The 21,989-nt window shown below is 59.9% G+C and carries 15 protein-coding genes and 2 pseudogenes; 6 read left to right on the top strand and 11 right to left on the bottom strand.

All coding sequences use genetic code 11. The features are described 5' to 3' along the window. Window positions 1-13: 13 nt before the first annotated feature. A complete protein-coding gene (locus BN2476_RS48610; RefSeq protein ID WP_235851029.1) occupies window positions 14-250 on the bottom strand; it encodes a hypothetical protein in 237 nt (78 codons plus the stop codon). Here BN2476_RS48610 and BN2476_RS30365 point away from each other — a divergent pair. Genes BN2476_RS30365 through BN2476_RS45800 form a run of 4 tightly spaced genes read left to right on the top strand, consistent with a single transcriptional unit; the run spans window position 179 to window position 5,677 of the window. Further along, a complete protein-coding gene (locus tag BN2476_RS30365) occupies window positions 179-2,065 on the top strand; it encodes a bi-domain-containing oxidoreductase (protein WP_438942912.1) in 1,887 nt (628 codons plus the stop codon). The two genes, BN2476_RS48610 and BN2476_RS30365, sit on opposite strands and share 72 nt — an antisense overlap. Then, window positions 2,062-3,831, top strand: coding sequence for a heparinase II/III family protein (locus BN2476_RS30370; RefSeq protein WP_087737905.1), 1,770 nt, complete (start codon window positions 2,062-2,064; stop codon window positions 3,829-3,831). The genes BN2476_RS30365 and BN2476_RS30370 overlap by 4 nt, the downstream gene beginning before the upstream one ends. Then, window positions 3,828-5,060 (top strand): glycosyltransferase family 4 protein, encoded by a 1,233-nt coding sequence (locus tag BN2476_RS30375; RefSeq protein ID WP_087737906.1) that lies wholly within the window; start codon window positions 3,828-3,830, stop codon window positions 5,058-5,060. The genes BN2476_RS30370 and BN2476_RS30375 overlap by 4 nt, the downstream gene beginning before the upstream one ends. Continuing rightward, entirely contained in the window at window positions 5,057-5,677 is a 621-nt protein-coding gene (locus BN2476_RS45800) for a hypothetical protein (protein ID WP_143811079.1), read from the top strand. The genes BN2476_RS30375 and BN2476_RS45800 overlap by 4 nt, the downstream gene beginning before the upstream one ends. A 97-nt stretch (window positions 5,678-5,774) precedes the next feature. Here BN2476_RS45800 and BN2476_RS30385 read toward each other — a convergent pair whose 3' ends face one another. Together BN2476_RS30385 and BN2476_RS30390 are read right to left on the bottom strand one after the other, a co-directional pair. Next, window positions 5,775-6,521, bottom strand: a complete 747-nt coding sequence (locus BN2476_RS30385) for a Crp/Fnr family transcriptional regulator (RefSeq protein WP_087737908.1) — start codon at window positions 6,519-6,521, stop codon at window positions 5,775-5,777. A 196-nt stretch (window positions 6,522-6,717) separates the two neighbouring features. Continuing rightward, entirely contained in the window at window positions 6,718-7,944 is a 1,227-nt protein-coding gene (locus BN2476_RS30390; RefSeq protein WP_087737909.1) for an EAL domain-containing protein, read from the bottom strand. 427 nt (window positions 7,945-8,371) lie between these two features. Here BN2476_RS30390 and BN2476_RS30395 point away from each other — a divergent pair. After that, window positions 8,372-9,370 (top strand): annotated as a pseudogene (locus BN2476_RS30395) (IS630 family transposase). Window positions 9,371-11,296: 1,926 nt separating this feature from the next. Here the strand turns inward: BN2476_RS30395 and BN2476_RS30400 are convergent. The 4 genes and pseudogenes from BN2476_RS30400 to BN2476_RS30415 all read right to left on the bottom strand — a co-directional run. Then, window positions 11,297-11,743 (bottom strand): annotated as a pseudogene (locus BN2476_RS30400) (IS6 family transposase); the annotation flags it as partial. A 495-nt stretch (window positions 11,744-12,238) separates the two neighbouring features. Then, entirely contained in the window at window positions 12,239-13,660 is a 1,422-nt protein-coding gene (locus tag BN2476_RS30405) for a M20 family metallopeptidase (RefSeq protein ID WP_087737910.1), read from the bottom strand. 29 nt (window positions 13,661-13,689) lie between these two features. Next, on the bottom strand, window positions 13,690-14,751 hold the full coding sequence (locus tag BN2476_RS30410; RefSeq protein ID WP_087737911.1) for a porin: 1,062 nt from the start codon (window positions 14,749-14,751) through the stop codon (window positions 13,690-13,692). A 181-nt stretch (window positions 14,752-14,932) separates the two neighbouring features. Continuing rightward, window positions 14,933-16,243, bottom strand: coding sequence for an MFS transporter (locus BN2476_RS30415; RefSeq protein ID WP_087737912.1), 1,311 nt, complete (start codon window positions 16,241-16,243; stop codon window positions 14,933-14,935). 164 nt (window positions 16,244-16,407) lie between these two features. Here BN2476_RS30415 and BN2476_RS30420 point away from each other — a divergent pair, with 164 nt between their 5' ends. Then, on the top strand, window positions 16,408-17,355 hold the full coding sequence (locus BN2476_RS30420; RefSeq protein WP_160111788.1) for a LysR family transcriptional regulator: 948 nt from the start codon (window positions 16,408-16,410) through the stop codon (window positions 17,353-17,355). 452 nt (window positions 17,356-17,807) lie between these two features. Here the strand turns inward: BN2476_RS30420 and BN2476_RS30425 are convergent, their stop codons facing one another. The 4 genes from BN2476_RS30425 to BN2476_RS30440 are packed head-to-tail and all read right to left on the bottom strand — an operon-like array spanning window position 17,808 to window position 21,988. Further along, the gene (locus BN2476_RS30425) at window positions 17,808-18,851 is read right to left on the bottom strand and encodes an alcohol dehydrogenase catalytic domain-containing protein (protein WP_087737914.1); all 1,044 of its coding nucleotides are present in this window, start codon (window positions 18,849-18,851) and stop codon (window positions 17,808-17,810) included. 40 nt (window positions 18,852-18,891) lie between these two features. Then, window positions 18,892-19,947 carry a 2Fe-2S iron-sulfur cluster-binding protein gene (locus tag BN2476_RS30430; protein WP_087737915.1) on the bottom strand — a complete coding sequence of 352 codons (1,056 nt, stop codon included), beginning with the start codon at window positions 19,945-19,947 and terminating at the stop codon, window positions 18,892-18,894. Window positions 19,948-19,982: 35 nt separating this feature from the next. Continuing rightward, window positions 19,983-21,347 carry a phenylacetate--CoA ligase family protein gene (locus BN2476_RS30435; protein ID WP_227746890.1) on the bottom strand — a complete coding sequence of 455 codons (1,365 nt, stop codon included), beginning with the start codon at window positions 21,345-21,347 and terminating at the stop codon, window positions 19,983-19,985. Between the two features lie 26 nt (window positions 21,348-21,373). Continuing rightward, window positions 21,374-21,988, bottom strand: coding sequence for a DUF2889 domain-containing protein (locus tag BN2476_RS30440; RefSeq protein ID WP_087737916.1), 615 nt, complete (start codon window positions 21,986-21,988; stop codon window positions 21,374-21,376). Window position 21,989 lies beyond the last annotated feature (1 nt).

Genomic DNA, 21,989 nt, shown 5'->3' on the forward strand with positions numbered 1-21,989 from the left:
CACCGAGCGCATGCTAGTCGACTTCGGCCGCGCGAGCCTGCTCGGCAAGGCAATGCAACAGCCCGATCGCGTGCGCGACGCATTGCAGAAGGTCCGAACCGATGGGCTCGCGGCAACGCTGTCTGCAATCACCGACAAACTCGATCAACCGCTCGCGTTGGGCTATTGCAATGCCGGCGTGGTCGCAGCGGTAGGCTCTGATGTCGGCAGCCTCCAGGTGGGTGACCGCGTTGTCTCCAACGGCAAACACGCCGAATATGTGACAGTTGGAGAAAATCTGTGTGTACGCATTCCCGACAACGTAACGGACGAGGACGCGACATTCGCAGTTCCGGCCGCAATCGGCTTGCAGGGCGTTCGGCTTGCGGCGCCAACGCTTGGCGAAACCTTCGTGGTGATCGGCCTCGGGTTGTTAGGCCTGCTGACGGTACAGATACTCATCAGCAACGGCTGCCGAGTGATTGGCATCGATCACGATCAGGTGCGCGCGGCGCGCGCGGCAACCTTTGGCGCTTCCCATGTGCCGGCGGGCGCAGATGCTGTGGCGGAGGTGCTTGCGCGCACCGCCGGCATTGGCGCGGACGGCGTGCTGATCTGTGCCTCCACCAGCAGTGACGAGCCCGTTGCACAAGCCGCAAAGATGTCCCGAAAACGCGGACGTATCGTTCTCGTAGGTGTGGCGGGGTTGAACCTGTCTCGCGCAGACTTCTATGAAAAAGAACTCAGCTTTCAGGTGTCGTGCTCCTATGGCCCCGGACGCTACGATCCGCGCTACGAAGAAAAGGGTATCGACTATCCGATTGGTCACGTGCGCTGGACGGAGAATCGCAATATCGCTGCCGCATTGCAACTGATGGCCGACGGGCGGCTCACGCCTCAGACCCTCATCACACACCGCTTCACACTCGCCGACGCGGAACGTGCGTACGCGCTTCTCGTCCAGAGGACGCCCTCTCTGGGCATCGTGATCAATTATCCTCAAGCGGATAGCGCAGGTGCGAAGTCAAACACGACACAGATTGTCGCAGCCGATTCGCACGCCCAGACGGTGCCGCTCGCAGCGGACAATAACGCGCCGGTCAAGGGTGCATCTGGCGTGCGCGTGAACGTGATTGGCGCAGGCAATTATGCGGGACGTGTGCTGATCCCCGCGTTTCGAAGTGCTGGTGCAGCGATCAACGGAGTCGCGTCACGCAATGGGGTGACCGCCGCGCACTATGGACGCAAGCACGCTGCAGCGTTCGCATCAACCGACGCCGCTGGATTGTGCGCATCGCGCGACGCGCAAGCGGTGGTAGTCGCGACGCGCCATGACACGCATGCGGACTTCGTGATCGAAGCGTTGCGGAATGGGAAGCATGTATTCGTCGAAAAGCCGCTATGCCTCACCTATGACGAACTGCAACGCATCACAAAAGCACTCGAGCAGGCACGCACGGCCGCGCGAACCGGTGCGCGGCCCGAACCAATCCTGATGGTCGGCTTCAACCGGCGCTTTGCGCCACAAGTCGCCCGGGTCAGAAGCCTGCTAGCGCCCCTGGCTGCACCAAAGGCACTGGTGCTGACTGTCAACGCAGGGATGATTCCAACCGATCACTGGACGCAAGACCGGGAAAGCGGCGGCGGACGGATCATCGGGGAAGCCTGCCACTTCATCGATCTACTGCGCCATCTCGCCGACAGTCAGATTGTGTCCTTTGAGGCAACCGGATTTAATGCGACTGCACCTGCGTCCTGCGATACCGCCAGCATCACATTGCAGTTCGAATCGGGATCCATCGGCACTATTCACTACTTCGCGAACGGCCACCGGTCACTGCCGAAAGAGCGGCTCGAGGTGTTTTGTAGCGGCAAGGCGCTTGTACTCGACAACTTCCTGAAACTTCGTGGCTATGGCTGGCCACAGTTCACCAAGCTGAACCTGTGGCGGCAGAACAAGGGACAGGAAGCCTGCGTCGCCGCGTTCGTCGACGCTATCGCCAACAATGGTCCGGCACCCATCCCCCTCGCTCAGTTGCTCGAGGTCAGCCGCGTGACGATCGATATCGCGCAGGAACTGGGATGACACCATCGCAAGCGCTACGCCTGTTCCATACGGTTCGCCATCTGCGTCCTGTTCAGGTTCTGTATCGCGCCAGATACGTTTTGCTGCCGCACGCGCGCATCAACGTGCACATCGATGGGGCCGTGCGACCTGCCACGTTCGACCGGCTGCCTGCGACGTTCGCTTCGAGCCCGGACGAGTATCTGGGCGACAAGCTCTTCCGCTTCCTGAACCGCGACGGCGATCTGAACGGCGGATGGAACAATCCGCAGTACGAGCGGCTGTGGCTGTACAACCTGCACTACTTCAACTACCTGAACCAGTCGACGCGCAACCACCATGCGCATTCGCTAGGCCGGCTGATTGACGCGTGGATCGTCGCTAATCCAGTTGGGATGGGCGCGGGCTGGGAGCCATATCCACTGTCGCTGCGCATCGTCAACTGGATCAAATGGGGAAGCACGGGCCAGCCCATGACTAGCGTGGCACTGACAAGCCTCTATGTTCAGGCGCGCTATCTGGCACAAAGGCTCGAATATCACTTGCTCGGCAATCACCTGTTCGCGAACGCCAAGGCGCTCGTCTGCGCCGGTCTGTTTTTCGACACGCCGGAAGCATCCTGCTGGCTCGCGACGGGCCTCGCAATCCTGCGCCGCGAGTTGCCGCGACAGGTGCTAGAGGATGGTGGGCATATCGAGTTGAGCCCGATGTATCACGCGATATTCATCGAGGACCTGCTTGATATCGTCAACCTCGCCACGTGTATCGGCACACACAGGCGCTGCGCCGACGCCGAGAACTGCCTCTCGCTGGCGCGCAAGCCGTTGCCGCGCATGATGCAGTGGCTGAGAACGATGACACACCCGGACGGCGAGATCGTACAGTTCAACGACGCCGCTTTCGGCATCGCACGGCCATATGCCGTGCTTGCCAAGTATGCTGGAAGACTGGCCCTCGAGGTGCAACCTGCATCGTACCGGCCACCGCTAACCACACTCGATGCGTCCGGCTATGTCCGTGCTGAATGCGGTGACTACGTGGCGTTCCTGGACGTCGCGCGGGTCGGCCCGGACTATCTGCCTGGCCACGCCCATGCAGATACGTTGACCTTTGAGCTGTCGCTCCATGGTCAACGGCTGATTATCGATGCGGGCACAAGTACCTACGTGGCTGATGAGCAGAGGATGATCGAACGCGGCACGTCCGCCCACAACACGGTGACATACCAGGCCCAAAACTCCTCGGACGTATGGAGCGCGTTTCGCGTCGGACGGCGCGCGTACCCCATCGACATTGACATGCGGGCGCAAACCCATCGCGGACGATCCAGGCGAGCGGACAACAGCGGCACGCCCAGAACAGGGGAAGCTGTCTCTCTAGGCGCCATCGACCGCGCCACCTGGAGCATCAGCGCGGCGCACACCGGTTATGCGCACCTGCCCGGCTCGATCATCCATCGCCGTACCTGGCACGGAGACGAGGAAACCTTGCTGATCGTTGACCGGCTCGAAAGACCTGACGGCCGCACGATCGCAGACCTTCAGGGCACGTTTGCGACGCTGCGATTCGCTGCGCATATCGACCTGATCGAAAGCGCGGCAGGTCACGTCATCGGCAGTGCGGACGGGAAAGTAGTCTGTCATGTAACGCATACGGGTTCAGCCGCCCATATTGTCAACGATTTCCATTACCCCCGCTTCGGTGTGAAGGTGCCGTGCAAGGTGCTACGCCTCTCATTCTTGCACGCGACGCTCGTCACCCGCCTCTCCTTCCGGACTCAGGCATGAAGATCCTTTTCGTCACTGATAATTTTTACCCTGAGACCAACGCGCCTGCTTCACGAACGTTCGAACATGCGCGTACATGGGTCGAGTCCGGCCATTCGGTGACCGTTCTTACCACTGCACCGAACTTTCCGGAAGGCAAACTTTACGCGGGCTATCACAACCGCTGGTGGCAGCGCCAAAACGTCTACGGCATCGACGTCGTTCGCGTCAAGACGTACATGACGGCCAACGAAGGCTTCGTCAAGCGCACGCTGGATTACGTGTCGTTCATGATGGCTGCAATCATCGCGTCTCCGCTGCTGCCGCGCTGCGACGTGGTGATTGGCACGTCGCCGCAATTCTTCGCAGCGCTCGGCGCGCGCATCATCGCAGGTCTGCGGCGCCGTCCTTTCGTCTTAGAACTCAGAGACCTATGGCCTGCATCTATCGTCGCTGTCGGTGCATTGCGATCTGGCGTCGCAATCAAGATGCTTGAAGCGCTCGAACTCTATCTGTATCGCAGCGCCGCCGCAATAATTTCGGTGACGCATTCCTTCAGACGCGAACTGGCCGAGCGGGGAATCGACGCCGACAAGATTGAAGTCGTGCAAAACGGGGTTGACCTCACGCATTTCACCCCCGGACCGCGCGACCTGCAACTCGTTCAGGAACTGGGCTTGAGTGGGCGCTTCGTCGTGGGTTATCTGGGCACTCTCGGGATGGCGCATGGTCTGCACAACGTGCTCCAAGCGGCCGCACGACTCAGGCATCGCACCGATATCACGTTCATCATGGTCGGGGCTGGGGCAGAGAAGCGCTCACTGGAGGCACACGCTGCACAACTTGCACTCCACAACGTCAGCTTTGTGGCACGGCAGCCAAAGGAGCGCATGCCTGCACTGCTCGGGCTGTGTGACTTGTGCCTCGTCCCGCTGCGCGACCTGGCGCTGTTTCGCAGCGTGTTGCCCTCAAAGATTTTCGAAGCAATGGCGATGCACACCCCGATTCTCGCAGCGCTGCCACGCGGAGAGGCCTCAGAACTGGTCGAATTGCTCGGAACTGGAGAGATCGTCGCGCCCGAGGACCCGGCCGCTCTCGCCGAGGCGGTCGTGCGTCTTGCCGGCGATCCCGCGCGCCTCAACCACTACCGATCAAACGCAGCACGCGTGGCTGTTGCTTATGACCGGCGACGGCTTGCCCAGAAAATGATTGACGCCATTGCACAACGGATCGGGCAGCGAGAGCCATGAAAGGATCCAGTGGACAAAACTCACACCTGATGCGCGTTTTGGCGCTGATCCTCTCACTAACGTATGCGGTCCAAACCCGTGCGCAGACGTCCGACGTGGTCACACGAACGTTGCCATCCTCGCAAACCGCATCAACACCGACGCAGCGGCAGACAGGAAAGGCGTCGTGGCTTCGCCCGGAAACGGACCATCACGCCCCGAATGCGCTCGCTGCCCGGCGCTCTAACCTGCGCAGCCGCGCCGTCTCGCAGCCTTCGATGCTGGAATCTTCGCGTAATGCATTTATCGGCGGCGATCCCGACGTCGCGCGTGCTCTCGTGCCATGTGACGCGCTCGGGCGTAGCATGCGCAACGTCAGTCCTTCGACGACCGGAGCATATGCGTCAGGCAGCACATCAGGCATCGCAGCCGGCGTCGGCTACGATCCTGCGACGGGAATTCAAGCAGTGCAGGCAGTTGTTCCAAGCTGTCAGAACATGCTCTCGAACGACGGTGACACTACCATCGGTGACCGCAGAAGCAGCGCATATGAGCAGATAACGCCAGATGCGGTCGAGCGCGGATTGGATGTCCGGCGTCCCGGCACGCTCACCGTACTACGGCCCTTCGCACATTAACATAAGACACGGGTTGACTGAGGGACCGAATCAAGACCCGGTAGCATTTCCGGAACAAAAGCACTGCCCTGCACGCCCCCTTGATACGCATGCCTGGTCATCGAGACTCTTCACTGCGTGCCTCGCCGAAAGCGACTTCCCCAAGCGCGGCGCGGTGTAGTGCCTGTTCGTCAAGAACGAGATAGCGTCCACGATCCTTTCTGATAATCCGGTTTTCGATCAGTACGTTGATTGCGCGTGATACGGTTTCCCGGCTGACGTTCGCCGTTATCGCGATGGCGCGCTGGCTTGGCGGTCTTTCGATCGTTACCATGCCATCATGGCTTACCGTGGTCATGCTTGACAGTACAGCATAGATGCGTGCACGGGAGCTCGTAACCCCCAGTCTCGAGCGATCATCGAATCCTTGTCGGATTGACTCACATAGCTGACACAGAAGCAAATAGGTGACTTCCACCGATCGTAAGAGAAATCGTTCGGCATGCTCGCGGTCAAGATACCCCACAAGCGCGTCGGAGATTGCCACCACCGAATTGGTTTGCGGGTGACCGTCAATAATGGATGTCAAACCGAAATAATCCCCGGGTTCAATGAAGCCAAGTCCGATTTCGCGACCGTCTTCATTAAGCGAAATCTGCTGTAGGCGGCCAGAAAACAGGAACATCAACGCAAAGCCCGGTTCCCCCCGGTGAATCACCATGTCGCGACGTTTAAACTGTCGGGTTCGGACGTGCGCCGCGATAGCGCGTAGCGCGTTTTCGTCGAGGCTCGATAACAGGCGTTGTCGACGAAGAATATCGATAGAGACGCGATTTTTCGGTTTCGGGCGATCATTGTCGCTCATGATTTTCCTGACCTCGTCGGGTCAGCCAATTGTCTGTTGACGCTGGTCCGGACCTCCGTAAGCCCGGGTCGAACGACGCATGCCACGCGGAAATCTATTGCTGCCCCCAGCGCATAAGACCTTGCCAAACGTCTCTCTGTCTTCCATTGCCCGTGAGACGGACTGATCCGCGCGTCGGGGGGCTGAGTGTAGCCAATCAGTCTCCTCTATCGCGATTGGTAACCGGATGCGTCAAATCGGAACCAAAAATGGGATCGAAGAGGTATCCCTGTACCCATTGGGCGCCACATGCAAGGGAAATTTGCACGTCTGCCTCGCGCTCTATACCCTCGAGCACAACGTGCGATGCACACAGCCGCGCCAGCTGAACCAGGGATCGCAAGCGCGCTCTCGCGCGGTCTGTCGCGCGGGCATGGCGCAGATATGAACCATCGACCTTCACCATATCGACACGCAGTTCGGTGAGACTCTTTAAACAGCTATGGCCCGCGCCAACGTCGTCGAGCGCAACCCGACATCCCAGCAGTCGCAACACCCGAATAAAGTCGCTTAAAGCATCCATGTCGGTAAACAGCGCGCTTTCCGTAATCTCGACGACGAGCCGCCTGGCTACCTGCGGCTCTCTGGTGAGTCTTTCTATTATCGTCGCCCACCATCCGTCGAGCGTCGCACTCTGAACCGAAACATTACATCCGAGAGAGACATCAGGGCATGCCCGCAGCGTTTCGATGACGGATGCCACTACCCACTTATCTAGACGGCCAATCAGTCCGAGCCGTTCGAGAACGGGAATCTTGTTGCCGACACTGACGGGCATTCCATTCTCTGTCGTGCACAGCAGTGCTTCGTAGTATCCGATGATGCCGATGTCGCACGCGCTGCAGACCTTCTCATAACGAAAACACAATTCGCCGCGTTCGAGTGCGTCAAACACCTCGTTGGCAGTCTGCATATCTGTCATGTACCCGGCGCGCCAGGTTTTACCACCCATTTGCGCTGCATGAGGTCCGACCTCGTCAAGATCGAACGGCTCGTCAACATCTGGCGGGATCGAAGCGTCGATTGCCGCGCGGATCATGCCTGTGACGGTTGGTACCGGTTCGTCGCCGAGTGCCGCGATGACCGATTCGACGATGCTGTTGTCGTCCAGAACATGAGGCACATCATCTGACTCACTATAATCATCTCGGGGCATCACAAAAAAGATAAGGCCACCGCTGAACGTTACGATTCCAGACTTGCGCATAGAAAATTCACGCGCGCGCTCATGCACAATATGCCTCACGGCCAGCGCAGCGTCCGATCCGTACGCGCCTTCGATCTGTGCAAGATTACGGATTGAAGCTACGATACATATCGTTTTTGTATCGCAGCAGTTAACCGACACCGCATTTTCTCTCGTAAACGTAGTCAAGACCGCCATGGCTTCTTCTGCCGGAGTTAGTAAAGTTAGTTTGTCGCACGGTGGGACGAGATAAAGGTGCTTGCTCACTCCGGCACCATGGGAACCAATGCGCGTTTCGAGACAGGCAACAGCTTATCGCCGAACGCGGTGTTCAAGGCAGGTCGTACCACTTTTTCACGCCGAGCGCTTGAGCGCTCCTTCGCAAAGAATACGTTACGTCTAATCACATCTAGTCCGTGTATATGCGCTCCTGCTAAAGCCATGATGATGCTTGAGATAGAACGTTGGCCTAGAAAACGTGCGGTCCTGAAGATAGATACTCGTGCAAAGATCGTGGGACGAATAAAGAGCCCGCGCCACCCAGGTATCGAATGCTTACTCATAGGTTAGTAACTTAGCGGACAAGTTTGTGAACTGGACGCCCTTGCCCACGTCGACGCCTCATATGAAAAGAGACGGCAGAGCGTTGGCTCACAATATCCTTGAAGAAATGCGGATCCTGGCGGTTCAACGTATGGCCAAAGGAGAACATCCGAATGAGGTCGCGGCATCGTTCGGAATGAATCGATCGTGGGCTTACAAGATTCGCGCACAGGCGAGAGACAGTGGAGCGCGAGCGTTGCGCTCGACCAAAGGCACGGGCCGACCCCGCAAGCTCACGCATGCTGAGGAGCAGCGTGTGCTGCGATGGATCAACGGCAAGAATCCGATGCAGTACGGGTTCGATTTCGGTCTGTGGACGCGCAACGTGGTTCGCGAACTGGTGCAACAGGAGTTTGATGTCACGTTGAGTCTGGCGTCGATCGGCGCGCTGCTCGCACGCCTGAACCTGACACCGCAAAAGCCACTGCAGCGCGCTTACCAGCGCGATACGTATCCGGCCATTGCCAGACAGGCACGACTGGAAAACGCGGACATCTTCTTCTGGGACGAATCCGGATTTCGCGCTGATTCGGTGCATGGCGAGACGTGGGCGCAGCGTGGTGAGACACCGGTCGTCGAACGTCCTGGTCAGCGGCAAAGCATGAGCGCTGCGTCGGCAGTCAACTCGAAGGGTGCCTTCTGGTTTGCGACGCATGAAGGCGGGCTCTCCGGCGAGCTGTTTGTGACGCTGATCAAGAAGCTGATGTTCAAACGCAGGAAGGCGGTCCATCTGATCGTCGACGGATTGCCCGCGCATAAGAAAGCCGTCGTCAAAGAGTACGTCGCCAGCACCTAGGGCAAATTGACCTTGCACTTCTTGCCTGGTTACGCGCCTGACCTCAATCCGGACGAGTTGGTCTGGAGCCACGTCAAGCGCACCGGTGTCGCACGACGCCCTTTGCAAAGCGGCGAAAAGATGGGACTGCGGATTCACGAACAGCTTGCAGAAATTGGACGGAACCCAAGGCTCGTGCGCTCGTTCTTTGGACATCCGTCTGTCTCCTATATTACTGACTTATGAGTAAATAAACTTTGGGCAGGTAAAATGGCCTCGAAATCTTACTGATACAGGCAGGCTAGGCAAACGCCCGCAACGACAAAGGGAGGTTTTGGTGGCGTTGCGAAGCTTAACGTGACCAGCTGTTTCTGATTGCGGAAGCGAAGCAATTGTAGAGTGAGAAAAACACACGAGGCTGACGAATTCTGATGCGTGATGGAATAGCGAATTGCTCATTAGATTGTTTGAATCTCGACCGCGCTAGGCACTGTTGTCCAGCCAATAGTTAAAATCACATCAATTCAGCCGATATTTAGGAAGCAACGTTCCGCACGTGTACGCCGCTACGACCATTACGGCGTCCGACGGCTCGGCAAACTACGCAGAGCGAATAAAATCGCCCACCTGCTTCCTGCACAGAAGCGCGGACGCTTTACGCGACGACCATGCACATGCAAATAGCCTTATCACTCGATGCTTAAGTCGTGGCTGATTTGATAGCAGTGGCCAGTGCATCTCATGGCCAATGAGGAAATGCCGGGAGCTCAGAGTTTGCGGGGTCGAGTCAACGGATAAAGGCACGCGCCGTGCGGAGATTCGCCCGCACCGTAATTTGCGACCTATTATCAGTTAAGTTTGTGTCGTTTGCATGGAACTCGTCCGCATCGTTGAGCACCCCGCAAATACGATCAGCATAAGCATCGGCGTCTCGTAAGTTGAATCTACTCACTGATCGCGCATCGCAACATGCAAGAAGCGCTTCCACCATCTCCTGTGTTGGCAAGCTACAGCGCGTATAGGCGGCGTCCGGTTGACGTGTTTCATTTTTGTGAGGCCTTCAGGACGTTTACTTATAAACTTAATGTCCACTGGTACATGTGGCACTCCATCGACGTTGTTTAAGACGAACGAATCATCACTGCATCTGTGCGTGCGCCGTTTTATATGAGGGAGGAAACTGATGTTTGCAAGGCCGGATTTGAATGTGACGCGCGTCTGCTCGAGTTGGCGGCGCGACACTCATTAAAGCCGCTCGCCGACAAACAAGTGCACTCATTTGCGTGACAAGATCGCGTCCGGCTGAGGCGGCAGTGACCGAGCACAGCGCCGCTTTTCGCCTATGAAGGCTCCCCCATAAGACTTGAACACCATCACCCAAACGTTGAACTTCGCCCGGTTTCAAGATATTGTTTGCCTGTGGCTGACTCTTGAGTGATCTCAGAAAAATCGTTGGCTTACATGGAGAAAACTCGTCGTTACCGCAGATGTCACTGATATTAGAACTAGCGGACTGCCGGGATTTCCATTAGCGCTGCACAACTTCGCCTTACTGCGTTCGAGTCAATTGAGCCTGACACAGTACCAGTCCTGTTCAAAACCAGAGATTTCCGGCTCCATCTTCGATGGCGGCGTACCCGGCCTTCACTGATGCAGGCGGCGCACTTGAACACACTATTCTCACGCATTCTATGCGCGACGCCTGATACGGAGCATCGTGGCTGCAGCGTCGCGGGCGCGATCTGTCGATATAGTCCTGGTGAATGCTGCGGAAGCGATAGACGCACCGGCTTCGGTATCTGTGAGTTCCGCGATATTCTGAATCGGACAGGCACACTCATTGATCCGGCGTTCGAAACGTATGAGGCCATGCGGCAACGTATGCGATAGGGCGAACGGCCCGGGGAAGCCGCTTACAGCATTGGTCAGCTTTGGTCGATCGTTCCGCTCTATACTTGCGGTCGTTCCGTCACCCCCGTAGCGGAACGTCTCATTGGTTTTTGGGCCCCGCACCGGACGTTTCTCTCCGGTGCGGTCTTTTTTAACCAGTGATCGAGAAGTTGCTACGAAAAATTACCTCGTTCTCCGGTGACAGTGATCTGTGCCACCCTTTCGCGCTTCCACCATCTCCGTCATCAATCTACATCCTGATAATTTGACGATGTTTCATGTTTCTGCCTTCGCCGCCGGGTAGCTGCGCAACCGGTCAGTGACGATTTTTCGCGGCAAAGGCGCTGAACGTAGCACGCGTCTGAAAAAGCGTTTGGCTGCAGTCTTGTCGCGATGCTTTTGCAGCAGGACATCGAGTTCGCTCCCGTGCTCATCGATGGCTCGCCACAGCACCTATGGTTCACCGCGAAGGCTCACGAACATTTCGTCAAGGTGCCATGTCGAACCTGGCTTGCGCCGCGCATCCCTGGCACGTCGTCCAAAAAGGTGCACCAAATTTGTCGCGCCAGCGGCGAATCGTCTCGTACGTCACGCACAGACCGCGCTCAAACAGCGGCTCTTCGACGTCCCGCAGGCTCAGGTTGAAGCGGGAAGTACCAGGGACCGCGCAACTGATGACTCCGTAGCGGGAAACCCATGCCCGTGATACAGCGTTTTCGTCTTCTTCATTCCCCAATCTTAGCCGAACAGCCTCGCCAACGTGACAGAGCCGTCGCTTTAGCTTCGGACTGAAGACATCGTATCGGTTCGCGCCTGAGGACGAGGTAGCGCGAGCGGCTCAAAACTACGCGAGAGATCAACCATAAGAACCACCTTGCGAGCGGACTTCATGGTCTCGAACGAACGGGAACTGACAGATTGAATGCGGTCTGATGCGAAGTGACGCCTTTACTTCGCTGATTGCGAAGTGGGGCAATCGTTCGAATGGTGCAAAATCTGGCGGTGATAGTTTGCGAAACCGCTTGCGGCAAGGCACATCGGCACCGCGATTTTTGCGCAGTCGACGGATTCGTAAGTCACTGAGCAATCGGCGCCTTTCGGAAGAAACCACCAGATTTGCACCATTCGAACGATTACCCCAACGTGGCCGAGATCCGGTTTGCCGGCGGCCAGTTTTGTCACGTGCCGCCGCTTGTGTTGGCACCACGGCGCCGCGGCAGTCGCTCAACGACGGAACGGCAGTTCCACGTCGTCTGGAATCGGGCACACATACGGCCGACCGCCGCGCCGCTCGAGCAGTTCAGCCTTCGCGCGCGCGAGCGTGTCCGGCGACGCGAACAGGTCGATCGCGGTCGCCGTCATCGTTTTTGCCCCGAGCACCATGCCCTTGTGCGCGAGCGCAGTCTTGCCTTGCGCGACCCACTGCCACGAATGCGGCGGCGTGCCGAACGCATAGCAGCTCGTGTGGCATTGCGCAGTGGGCGTGACCCAGCTCACGTCGCCGACGTCGGTCGAGCCGCAGATCGGGCGCCCCTTGCCTGGCTCATACGGATCGATCCCATCGAACAGAGCCTTTGGATCGCGCCATGCCTGGTTCAGGGAGCGCGACGACGTTTCGATGTTCTGTGCGGTCAGTGTCTGCTGCTGGTATGCGTCGGCGAGCGCTTCGTCATCCGCATCGAAGCCGGCCGAGCCGATCGCCTGCAGATGGCCGTACATGACCTGGTTCAGCACGGCGTTTTCCAGTAGGTTCGAGCAGGCCTTGTCGAACACGATCTCGACCTGGCAGTCTGTCATCAGCGCGGCGCCGCGCGCGACGTTCTTCACGCGCTCGAACAGTTCCACCGCCTGGTCGTTGCGCGATGCACGCACGAGGTAAAGCACTTCTGCATTCGCCTGCACGACGTTCGGCGACAGGCCGCCTGTGTTCGTCACCGCGTAATGCACGCGCGCTTCAGGCAGCATATGTTCGCGCAGGTAGTTGACGCCGACGTTCATCAGCTCGACTGCGTCGAGCGCGCTGCGGCCGAGATGCGGCGACGCAGCCGCGTGCGACGCGGTGCCCGTGAAGCGGAAATAGGCCTGGATGTTCGCGAGCGAACCGACCGGGAAGATGCCGGTGTACACGTGGGGGTGCCACGACAGCGCGGCGTCGAGATCGTCGAACATGCCCGCGCGCGCCATGAAAGTCTTGCCCGACCCACCTTCCTCGGCCGGGCAGCCGTAGAAGCGGACGGTACCGGGCTGGCCCGTGCGTTCGAGATGCGTCTTCACGGCGGCGGCGGCGAGATGCGAGGCTGTGCCGAGCAGATGGTGGCCGCAGCCGTGGCCGTTGCCGTTCGCGATCTCGTTGGAAGGGCGGCAGGTGAAGGCGCCGGCTTCCTGGCTGAGACCGGACAGCGCGTCGTATTCGCCGAGGATGCCGATAATGGGGCCGCCGCCGTTGCCGGCTTCGGCGACGAACGCGGTCGGGATGTCCGCAACGCCGCGCGTCACGCGAAAGCCCGCGGCATCCAGCATCCGGATATGCAGGTCGGACGACGCAAACTCCTCGTAGCGCAGTTCGGCGAGATTCCAGATCCGGTCGGAAAGCGCGGTGAACTGCGCACGCTGACTGTCGATGAAATCGAGAGCAAGTGAAGTCATGAAGTTCTCCTATGAAAAGGCTGGCGCGGTCAGAATTTCTGCCGGAGGCCAAGGGCGAAGACGGTGCTGCTCATGCCGGGCGCGGACACCGGCGCTGAGCCGAACGACAGGGCCGATTGCCCTGTGTTCTTGAAGCCGCCGATCCGCCCGTACACGCCGGTGAGTTTCGAGAACTGGTAGTCGTAGCCGAGCAGCGCGCCGAGCGCGTGGCTGGCATGGCCGGCGATCACGCGATACGCGAGGTCGGCCCGGATCGCGTGCGGGCCGCGCTGCCAGATCGCGCCGACCGAATAAACCTGCGCGACGCGCGTGCCAGGTGCGGTGGGGCGCATCAGCGTGTAGGCGAGCGACATGAGCGTCGGGCCGAACGCGTACGATGCGCTGGCCATCACCGAGTCGGTGCGCGGGCCGTCGGGCGAGCCGCCCAGCGTCGACGACGTGGCGGCCCAGATCGCGTTGTATGCTCCGCTCAGTATCAGCGGGCCGCGCGCGAAGTTGGCGACAGCACCCGCGTTGCTCGCGACCGTACTTGCGCCGGCGGCGTTGCGCAATGCATAGAGCACGGTGATGTCGAGCCCGCCGTAGGTCGGCGTCTTGTAGCTGATCGCGTTCTCGATGCGTCCCGGCAACGATGCAGCGCCGTGTCCGAGGTCGCCCCCCACGATCGCGGTGCTCGCGAACGGCGACAACTGGCCGACGAGATAGAACGGGTCGGCCGCTTCGGGCATGATCGCCGGATACTGCTTGCCGAGCTTGATCGTCCCCCAGCTGACGGAACTGATCGCGATATTGGCTTCGCGGTTGTAGAACGACGTCGCGCTCTGCGGTCGGCCTGACATCAGATCGAAGCCGCTTTCGAGGCGGAAGCTCACGCGCAGACCGCCGCCGAGATTCTCGCTGCCGATGAAGCCGAAGCGCGACGTCGATGCGCCGCCGCTCATCAGGCCGGCGCTCGTCTGGCTGCCGATGCGCGCGTACTGCAGGAAGCTGTCGAGCGCGCCGTAGATCTGCACGTTTGCCCGGGCCGGCGGGGTCCACGTGCAGCTTGCCGCGCAATACGCAGCCATCAGGGTTGAATTGCGCAGGTTCATGTCGTTGTGTTGCGATCGTCGGCGCGCAAATCGCGGCCGCGCAGCGGCACGCTCGCGCACGCGTCGACGTCGCGGAGTCTGTCGGCCTGCGCGGGCAGGCCGGTTCGGGTACGGAGTGGCGCGGGCCGGTGCCGGACCGGGGCCCCGCGTCGTCGGGAAAGGGGACGGCGTCGGGCGTAGTCTAGCGGCCGTCGTCGTCGCGCGTGTCGGCGGGGCGCTCCCGGAAGCGCCACAGCGCGAGCATGCTGACGGCGCCGCATGCGAGCACGTACCACGCGGGCGACATCGGATCGCCGGTGCGATGGAGCAGCCACGTCACGTTGAATTGCGCGAAGCCACCGAAAACCGTCACGCCGACGCTGTAGATCGTCGCGAGCGCGGTAGCGCGCACGTGCTGCGGGAACGCTTCCATGATCAGCAGCAGGAACGCGGAGCTGCCGGCGGTGGCGAAGGCCATCACGACGATGACGATCGCCACCATCAATTCGACCGACGGCGCGGCGATCAGCAGCCGGAACGCCGGATACACGCAGGCGAGCGACACCAGCCACGTGACGGCAATCATAGGCTTGCGGCGCGGCAGACGATCAATGATCCACCGCCCCGAGACGAGCGCGGCGACGATCATCGACAGCCCCGACGCGCAGCCGGCGAGCAGCGAGGTCGCCATCGGCAGGTGCAGCGTGCGCACCGCATACGCGGGCATGTAGAACACGAAGATGTACAGCGTCGACGTGCAGCCGACGCTCAGCAGCGTGCCCAGTACGACACGGCCGAGATAGTGCGTGAATACCTCGCGGACCGCGCTGCCGCGCGCCGACGTGTGGGTTTCGTCAAGGTGCCGGCGGATGTAGAAGCCGACCGGGCCGAGCAGCAGGCCGAGCAGGAACGGTATGCGCCAGCCCCAGCTTTCGAGCGCGTCGGCCGACAGCACGGCCGACAGCAGCGCGCCGCAGAGCGCGCCGAGCAGTGCCGCGACGCCTTGGCTGATCACCTGCCAGCTCACCATGAAGCCGCGGCCCGACAGTGGGCCCGATTCCATCAGCAGCGTCGTCGACGCACCGACCTCGCCGCCGGCCGACAGGCCCTGCAGCAGCCGGCCGATCACGACCAACACCGGCGCGACGACGCCGATGCGCGCATAGGACGGCGTCAGTGCAATGATCGCTGTGCCCGCGATCATCAGCTGGATCGTCAGCGTCAGCGCCGCGCGCCGGCCTGCACGATCTGCGTAGTTGCCGATCAGGATGCCGCCGAGCGGGCGCATCACGAAGCCGACGCCGAACGTCGCCATCGCGAGCAGCAGCGGCCCGACGCCCGAATCGACCGGAAAGAAAGTCTTGCCGATCAGCGCGGCGAAGTAGCTGAACACTGTGAAGTCGAACATCTCGAGCGCGTTGCCGGCCGAGGTGGCGATGATTGTCCGTGTCTGCACAGAACGGCGGCGCGGGGCCGACGGCGCGTCGGCGAGCGACGTGGCGGCGTCTTGCATCGGGGATGTCTCCATAGGAATGGGTGTCTCCATAGGAAATGGGGTGTCCTGAGAGTTGGCTGGATGTTAAGTCCGGGGAAAACATCCAGATACGCGCAAGTTTTTATCCTGATAACATTTGTTTATCCCCCCCAATCCGTCGCTCGCCCCCAGCCATTCGTCGCATGAAACTTCACCAGCTTCGCGCGCTCGTGGCCGTCGCCCGCTCAGGCAGTATCCACGAGGCCGCCCGCACGCTGCACCTGACGCAGCCGGCCGTCACACGTTCGCTGCGCGATCTCGAGGACGAACTCGGACTGATGCTGGTCGTGCGCAGTTCGTCGGGCGTCACGTTGACCGACGCGGGGCGGGCGATGCTGCAGCGGGCCAAACTGGTCGTCAACGAGGTCGCGCGCACCGAGGAGGAGATGGCGCAGTTGCGCGACAACCAGCAGGGCCGGCTCGCGATCGGCATGACGCCGCTCGCGGGCATCACGGTGCTGCCGGCCGCGTACAACCGCTTTCGCCGTGCGATGCCGGACGTGCAGCTCGAGTTCGTCGAAGGCAGTCCGTCGCAGCTCGTCGAGCAGTTGAAGAACGGCGCGCTGGATTTTGCGTTGGGCGCCGGCACGGATGCGCAGGACTTCACGTCCGTGCGCTGCGTGCATCTCGAGACGTTTCCAATGTGGTTCGCGGTCAGCCGGAAAGGGAAGCTGGCCGGCGCGAAATCGCTCGCAGACCTGCAGGACGCCGAGTGGCTGCATACGGGGCGGTCGGCCGATTTCCGCGTGTTTCTTGAGGAGCTGTTCGAGCGCGCGGGGTTGCCGGCGCCGCGCCGCGTCACGCGCTGTGCGTCGCAGACGCTGTTCTATGCGCTGGCCGTCAACAGCGACGTGGTAACCGCGTGGACCCAGCTCGCGCTGCGCGGCGACGCATCCGACACGCTGAAGACGCTCGACCTGGTCGAGCAGCCGGTCGCGAGGAACCTGTACCTGCTGTTTCGCGAAAGCGCGGTGCCGACGTCGTCGGCGGAGTACTTCGTACGCTGTATCGACGACGTCGTAGAGGCCGAGCGCGCGCTTGCAGGAACGGCCGGCGGCGGGGCGTCGTCAACATCGTCGCACCGCGCTTGACGGCGGCGCGCTCGGGCGCTGCCCGCGCGGCAACGCGCAACGGTCGCGCAACCGTTATCGGTCGCTGGCCGCGCGCGTCATCGCGAGCAGCTCGTCGATGAATGAGCGTGAGCCGAAATAAATCATGCCGTTCGAACCGGCCTTCACGGGGTAATCGTTCGAATGGTGAAAAATCCGGCGGTTTCTTCCGAAAAGCGCCGATTGCTAAATGACTTACAAATCCGTCGACTGCGCAAAAACGCGAGGTCGGTGCGCCTTGCTGCAAGCGGTTTTGCAAACTATCACCGCCAGATTTTGCGCCACGATTACCCCACGTTAGGCGTGTAGACCTTGCGCAATTCATCGGCGCCTACCTCGGCGAGCAGCAGCGGGTAGGCAGCCTCATGCACTGTACTCATGCAGGCGGTTCAAACGGAAGTCGCTCGCGGCAAAACTCTCCGAGCATCATCGACTCATCGCTTCGGCTGCAAAACCACTCGCCCTGCGGCTCGTCCTGACTCCACGAGCGAATGCCCCAATGCCGCGTCGTCCAATGACAATACTTCACTGATAACCGGCTTGACGAATCCATGATCCATCAACACCAAAGCGTCATCGAGATGATTTCTCGAACTGCTTGTCACGGATAACATGGACTGGTTGCGCAGGAAGAGCTGCGCCGGATTGAATGGTACGAATTCTCCAGTAACCTGGCCGATCATGACCCAGCGCCCGCCGTCCGATAAACTTTTTCGCATCGATTCAAATAATGGGCTACCCACGTTGTCTACCACGACGTCGACACCTTTTCCGGAGGTCAAGCGCTTCACTTCGCCTGAAAAGTCCTGTCCTCGTTCATGCAGCACGATCTCATGTGCCCCCGCCGCCTGGAGCAACGGGACTTTGTGCGGTGAGGTCGTTTGCGCAATCACAAATGCGCCGGCCATACGTGCAATCTGAATCGCCTGCAATCCCAGCCCACCTCCAGCACCGGTAATCAGCACCGACTCTCCCAGCCTTACGCAACCCACGTCGCGTATCCCGTTCAGAGCAGTCCCGACAGGGCACGCAGCTACTGCAGCCCAATCGAATGACACCGACTCTGGTATCCGTGCAATCGTGTTGCTTGCGACGGCTACATACTCCGCATAACCTCCAACCATGCCCCAGTCGCCAAGAAATTTGTTCTCCGCGCATAGCGCCTCATGCTCGCTGCGGCAGTGTCGGCATTCACCACAAATGTGATAGCGCTGGGACGTAGCAACGCGATCGCCAGATTGATAGTTTGTAACACCCTTACCCACCTCAACCACGGTCCCGCTAATTTCATGGCCCGGAATGCATGGCATCTTCACTCCACGGCGCAAGGTACCATTGCGCACCGCGATGTCGTGAAAGCAGATTCCGCACGACTCAATCTGGATGACGACCTCTCGCTCGCGGGCCACTGGATCGGGAACCTGCTCCACTTTCATGACCTCTACCCCGCCCGGCTCCCTGACGACGATTGCTTTCATTTGATTTCCTTCCGTAAAAGAACACTTCTATACCGCACTCCTATGCGGCGACTGTCGTTTGAGACACGACGGATGCCGGGGCGCAAGCGTGGACCTGAGCATAATAGCCCTCCGTGTAGATGAAGCGTTCGCTGGCCCCCAAGCGTTTTGCAGCCAATGCACATGCGTCGACGAACGTCGGGCTGCCTGCAATAAAGACGCTGTAATTGGAAAGGTCTTTGAATTGCTTCGGCAGAACGTCTGGAATCCGTCCAGTCAAACCGCCGTGGGTGTCTCGAGTCAGCGTGGGTATGTAACGGAAATTGACATACTTCTTGGTCCAGTATTCGAACAAACCGCTCTCGTAGAGATCGTCAAGGGTCCTTGCAGAGAACATCAGCGTGACAGGCTGGCGAAATCCGCGCCGGAGAGCCGCGTCGGCCAGCGACAGAATCGGTGCCAAGCCGGAGCCGGCCGCAATGCACAGGACAGGAGTCTCGACCGATGGGTCACCAATAAACGTTCCATAGGGTCCGGATACTGAAACTGACTCCCCTACCCTCAATTGATCGTGCGCCCAACTGCTCGCCTTGCCGTCTTCGACACGCGTAATTTGCAAGGTCAGCTCCCCATCCGGTTTTGGGGCGCTGGCCAAAGAATAGCAGCGCGGAGGAATCCTCCCCTCGGGGTCCCCCAACAGGACGTACTGCCCCGGCCAATAGCGCATCGGGGGGCCGAGCGGACGTAGTCGAAGTTCGACAATACGCCCAGTGCGCCGAATACGATCGGTCACGACATAAATCTGGTTGGTTTGTGGCGGAAACAGATTCAGTTTGGCTTGCTCACTACCCCATTCGAGTACAAGCTCATCGGACAAAGGCTTGGCCATGCACATCAGACCGAAGCCCTGCTTCCTGTCTTCCTGGGACAAGGCCATATCGAGCACGATGCCCTGGTCGAACCGCCCCGACAGAACCTTGACCTTGCAGTCTCCACAAGCACCCGCACGGCAGTTGTTGGGCAACGCATAACCCGCGTTCTCCAGCGCCATCAATACAGTCTCGCCGGCGCCGCACTTGACCTCGTGGCCGGCAGGATGAAGGCGAATCGTTTTCATACGTTGAATACTCCGTTTCTACGATCGGGGACTGGTCAGGACTTCTGACGCTTGACGACCCGGGTTGCCTTGCCCTCGTATCGCGGCAGTTGGCCTTCCTCGTAGCACTTGACCGTGCAGGTCAGGCCGAGCCGCGCTCGCAGCAGGCTCTTCAGTTCCCCTTCGAGGCTGGTGGCGCAAAGCGAGGCCTGATTGGCCCGCTCGAAAGCCACTTCAATCTGGTCCATGCTGCCATCCTGGGAATCGATATAGACCTGCCAGGCTTCCTTGACAGTGCCGTGCTGACTGGCGATGACATCCTCGATTTGCGACGGGAAGACCATGACGCCACGCACCTTCATCATGTCATCGGAACGCCCGATGATCCTGCCGACCAGCGGAAAGCCATGGCGGCCGCACGGGCAGCCGTATGGATGGTCGGACAGTCGGACGAGGTCGCGCGTGCGCCAGCGCACGACCGGCGAGGCCTCCTTGTCCAGCGTCGTCAGCACCAGTTCGCCTACCTCCCCCGGCCCGACCGGTCGGAAGCTGACAGGGTCGATGATTTCAGTGAGGACCGAATCGTCGTTGATCAGGTGCATCTCGTCGGCGGCATGCGAATGCTCGCACGAGATGCCGACAATCGGGCCTCCGGCCTCCGTGGAGCCATAGATGTTATGAGCCATGAAACCATCCGGCATCATCGCTTCCATCTGGTCGCGAAAGGCAGTCGAGACCGACTGGCCTCCGAAAAGGCCGACACGCAGCTTCCAGTCCTTCCGGGGATTAACGCCGACCTTATGCGCATGCGTGATCAGCGTCATTAGCCAGAGCGGCGACATGGTGGTCGCATCGTAGGCATGGTCGCGAATCCAGGTTGGCATCAGGTCGCTGCGGCCGGGCCCGATCGGAAAGTTAACCGCGCCGTAGGTTTGAATCGCCTCGTCCATCGACGAGCCCCCCACCCAAAGGCCATAGCCATACCCTTGGTAGACCCGGTCACCCGGCACGATGCCAACTGTCCGGAAAATTCGGCAAAGTTGCTTAACGACCGTTTCGCGCCAGTCTTTCGCGGTGAAGCCGAACAGGACCGGAAGGCCCGTTGTGCCCGACGTGGCCGTGAAACGCATCACCTTGTCAAGCTCGACCGTCAGCATCGGAAACGGGTACATCGCTCGCAGATCGATCTTTTCGAGCATCGGGAAGTTGGAGAGCACATCCAGCCCTGTCAAGTCCAAAGCGCTCACGCCAGCCGATCTGAAATGTTTCTTCCATACTTCGGAGTGTTGAAGCCTTTCACCCAGGCGGATCAGCTTGCGCGCCTGGATGGCACGAACCTCGTCTCGGCTCGCAAAGTCTTCGGCAACATGGTTACGCACGCTCATATCCATCGTCTCCTCCATATATTCCTTGTGATGCATACGGTCACCACCGGATTGGTTCGTGGCTACTCACTGCATGTCTTCTGGCTTTTCCACCAATCCGGGTAGACCTCCTTGACGAGTTCACCACTTGCCTTAAGGGCGTGGCAGCCATCTATTTCGAACGGTCGCTGTCCGTTGTCGCGCCGCTGCCAGCGCTCCTCGGCTCTGCTCTGGATCACCAACGTCGGGATCAGGTAGAGCATTTCGGTCAAATGGCTGCAACCTGCGATACCGCCGAACAATTTGCTGACAGCTGAGCGAAAACCATGCAGGAGATTCAGTCCGACAATCTGACGATAGGAAGCGCCGATCGTGTCGCAAATCCCCGGGTACGGCGTCGCAAGCGAGTTGACGACCACGTCGACGATCCGGAAGTCGGCATCGACCGTCGCCCACATCGCCATGTGGTGCATCGGCTGTCCGCCCAGACGGGTACCCCGGGTCAGCAGAAAATCGTCCGGCTTGCTGTCAATCAGTGTGATCTCGATATCCAGCATTCCATCGTCGCGCTGATAGCCCGCACAATCGAAGGAACGGCGATGAAGCAGCTCGCGCGTGAGTTTCACAGTGGGGCCGGCGCTATCGCCACGGTGCTCCTCGTTGGCGGAGATAGCCGGTTGCGAAATATGCTCAACCATG

Origin of the sequence: Paraburkholderia piptadeniae (assembly GCF_900007165.1) — a bacterium.
Lineage (GTDB): Bacteria > Pseudomonadota > Gammaproteobacteria > Burkholderiales > Burkholderiaceae > Paraburkholderia > Paraburkholderia piptadeniae.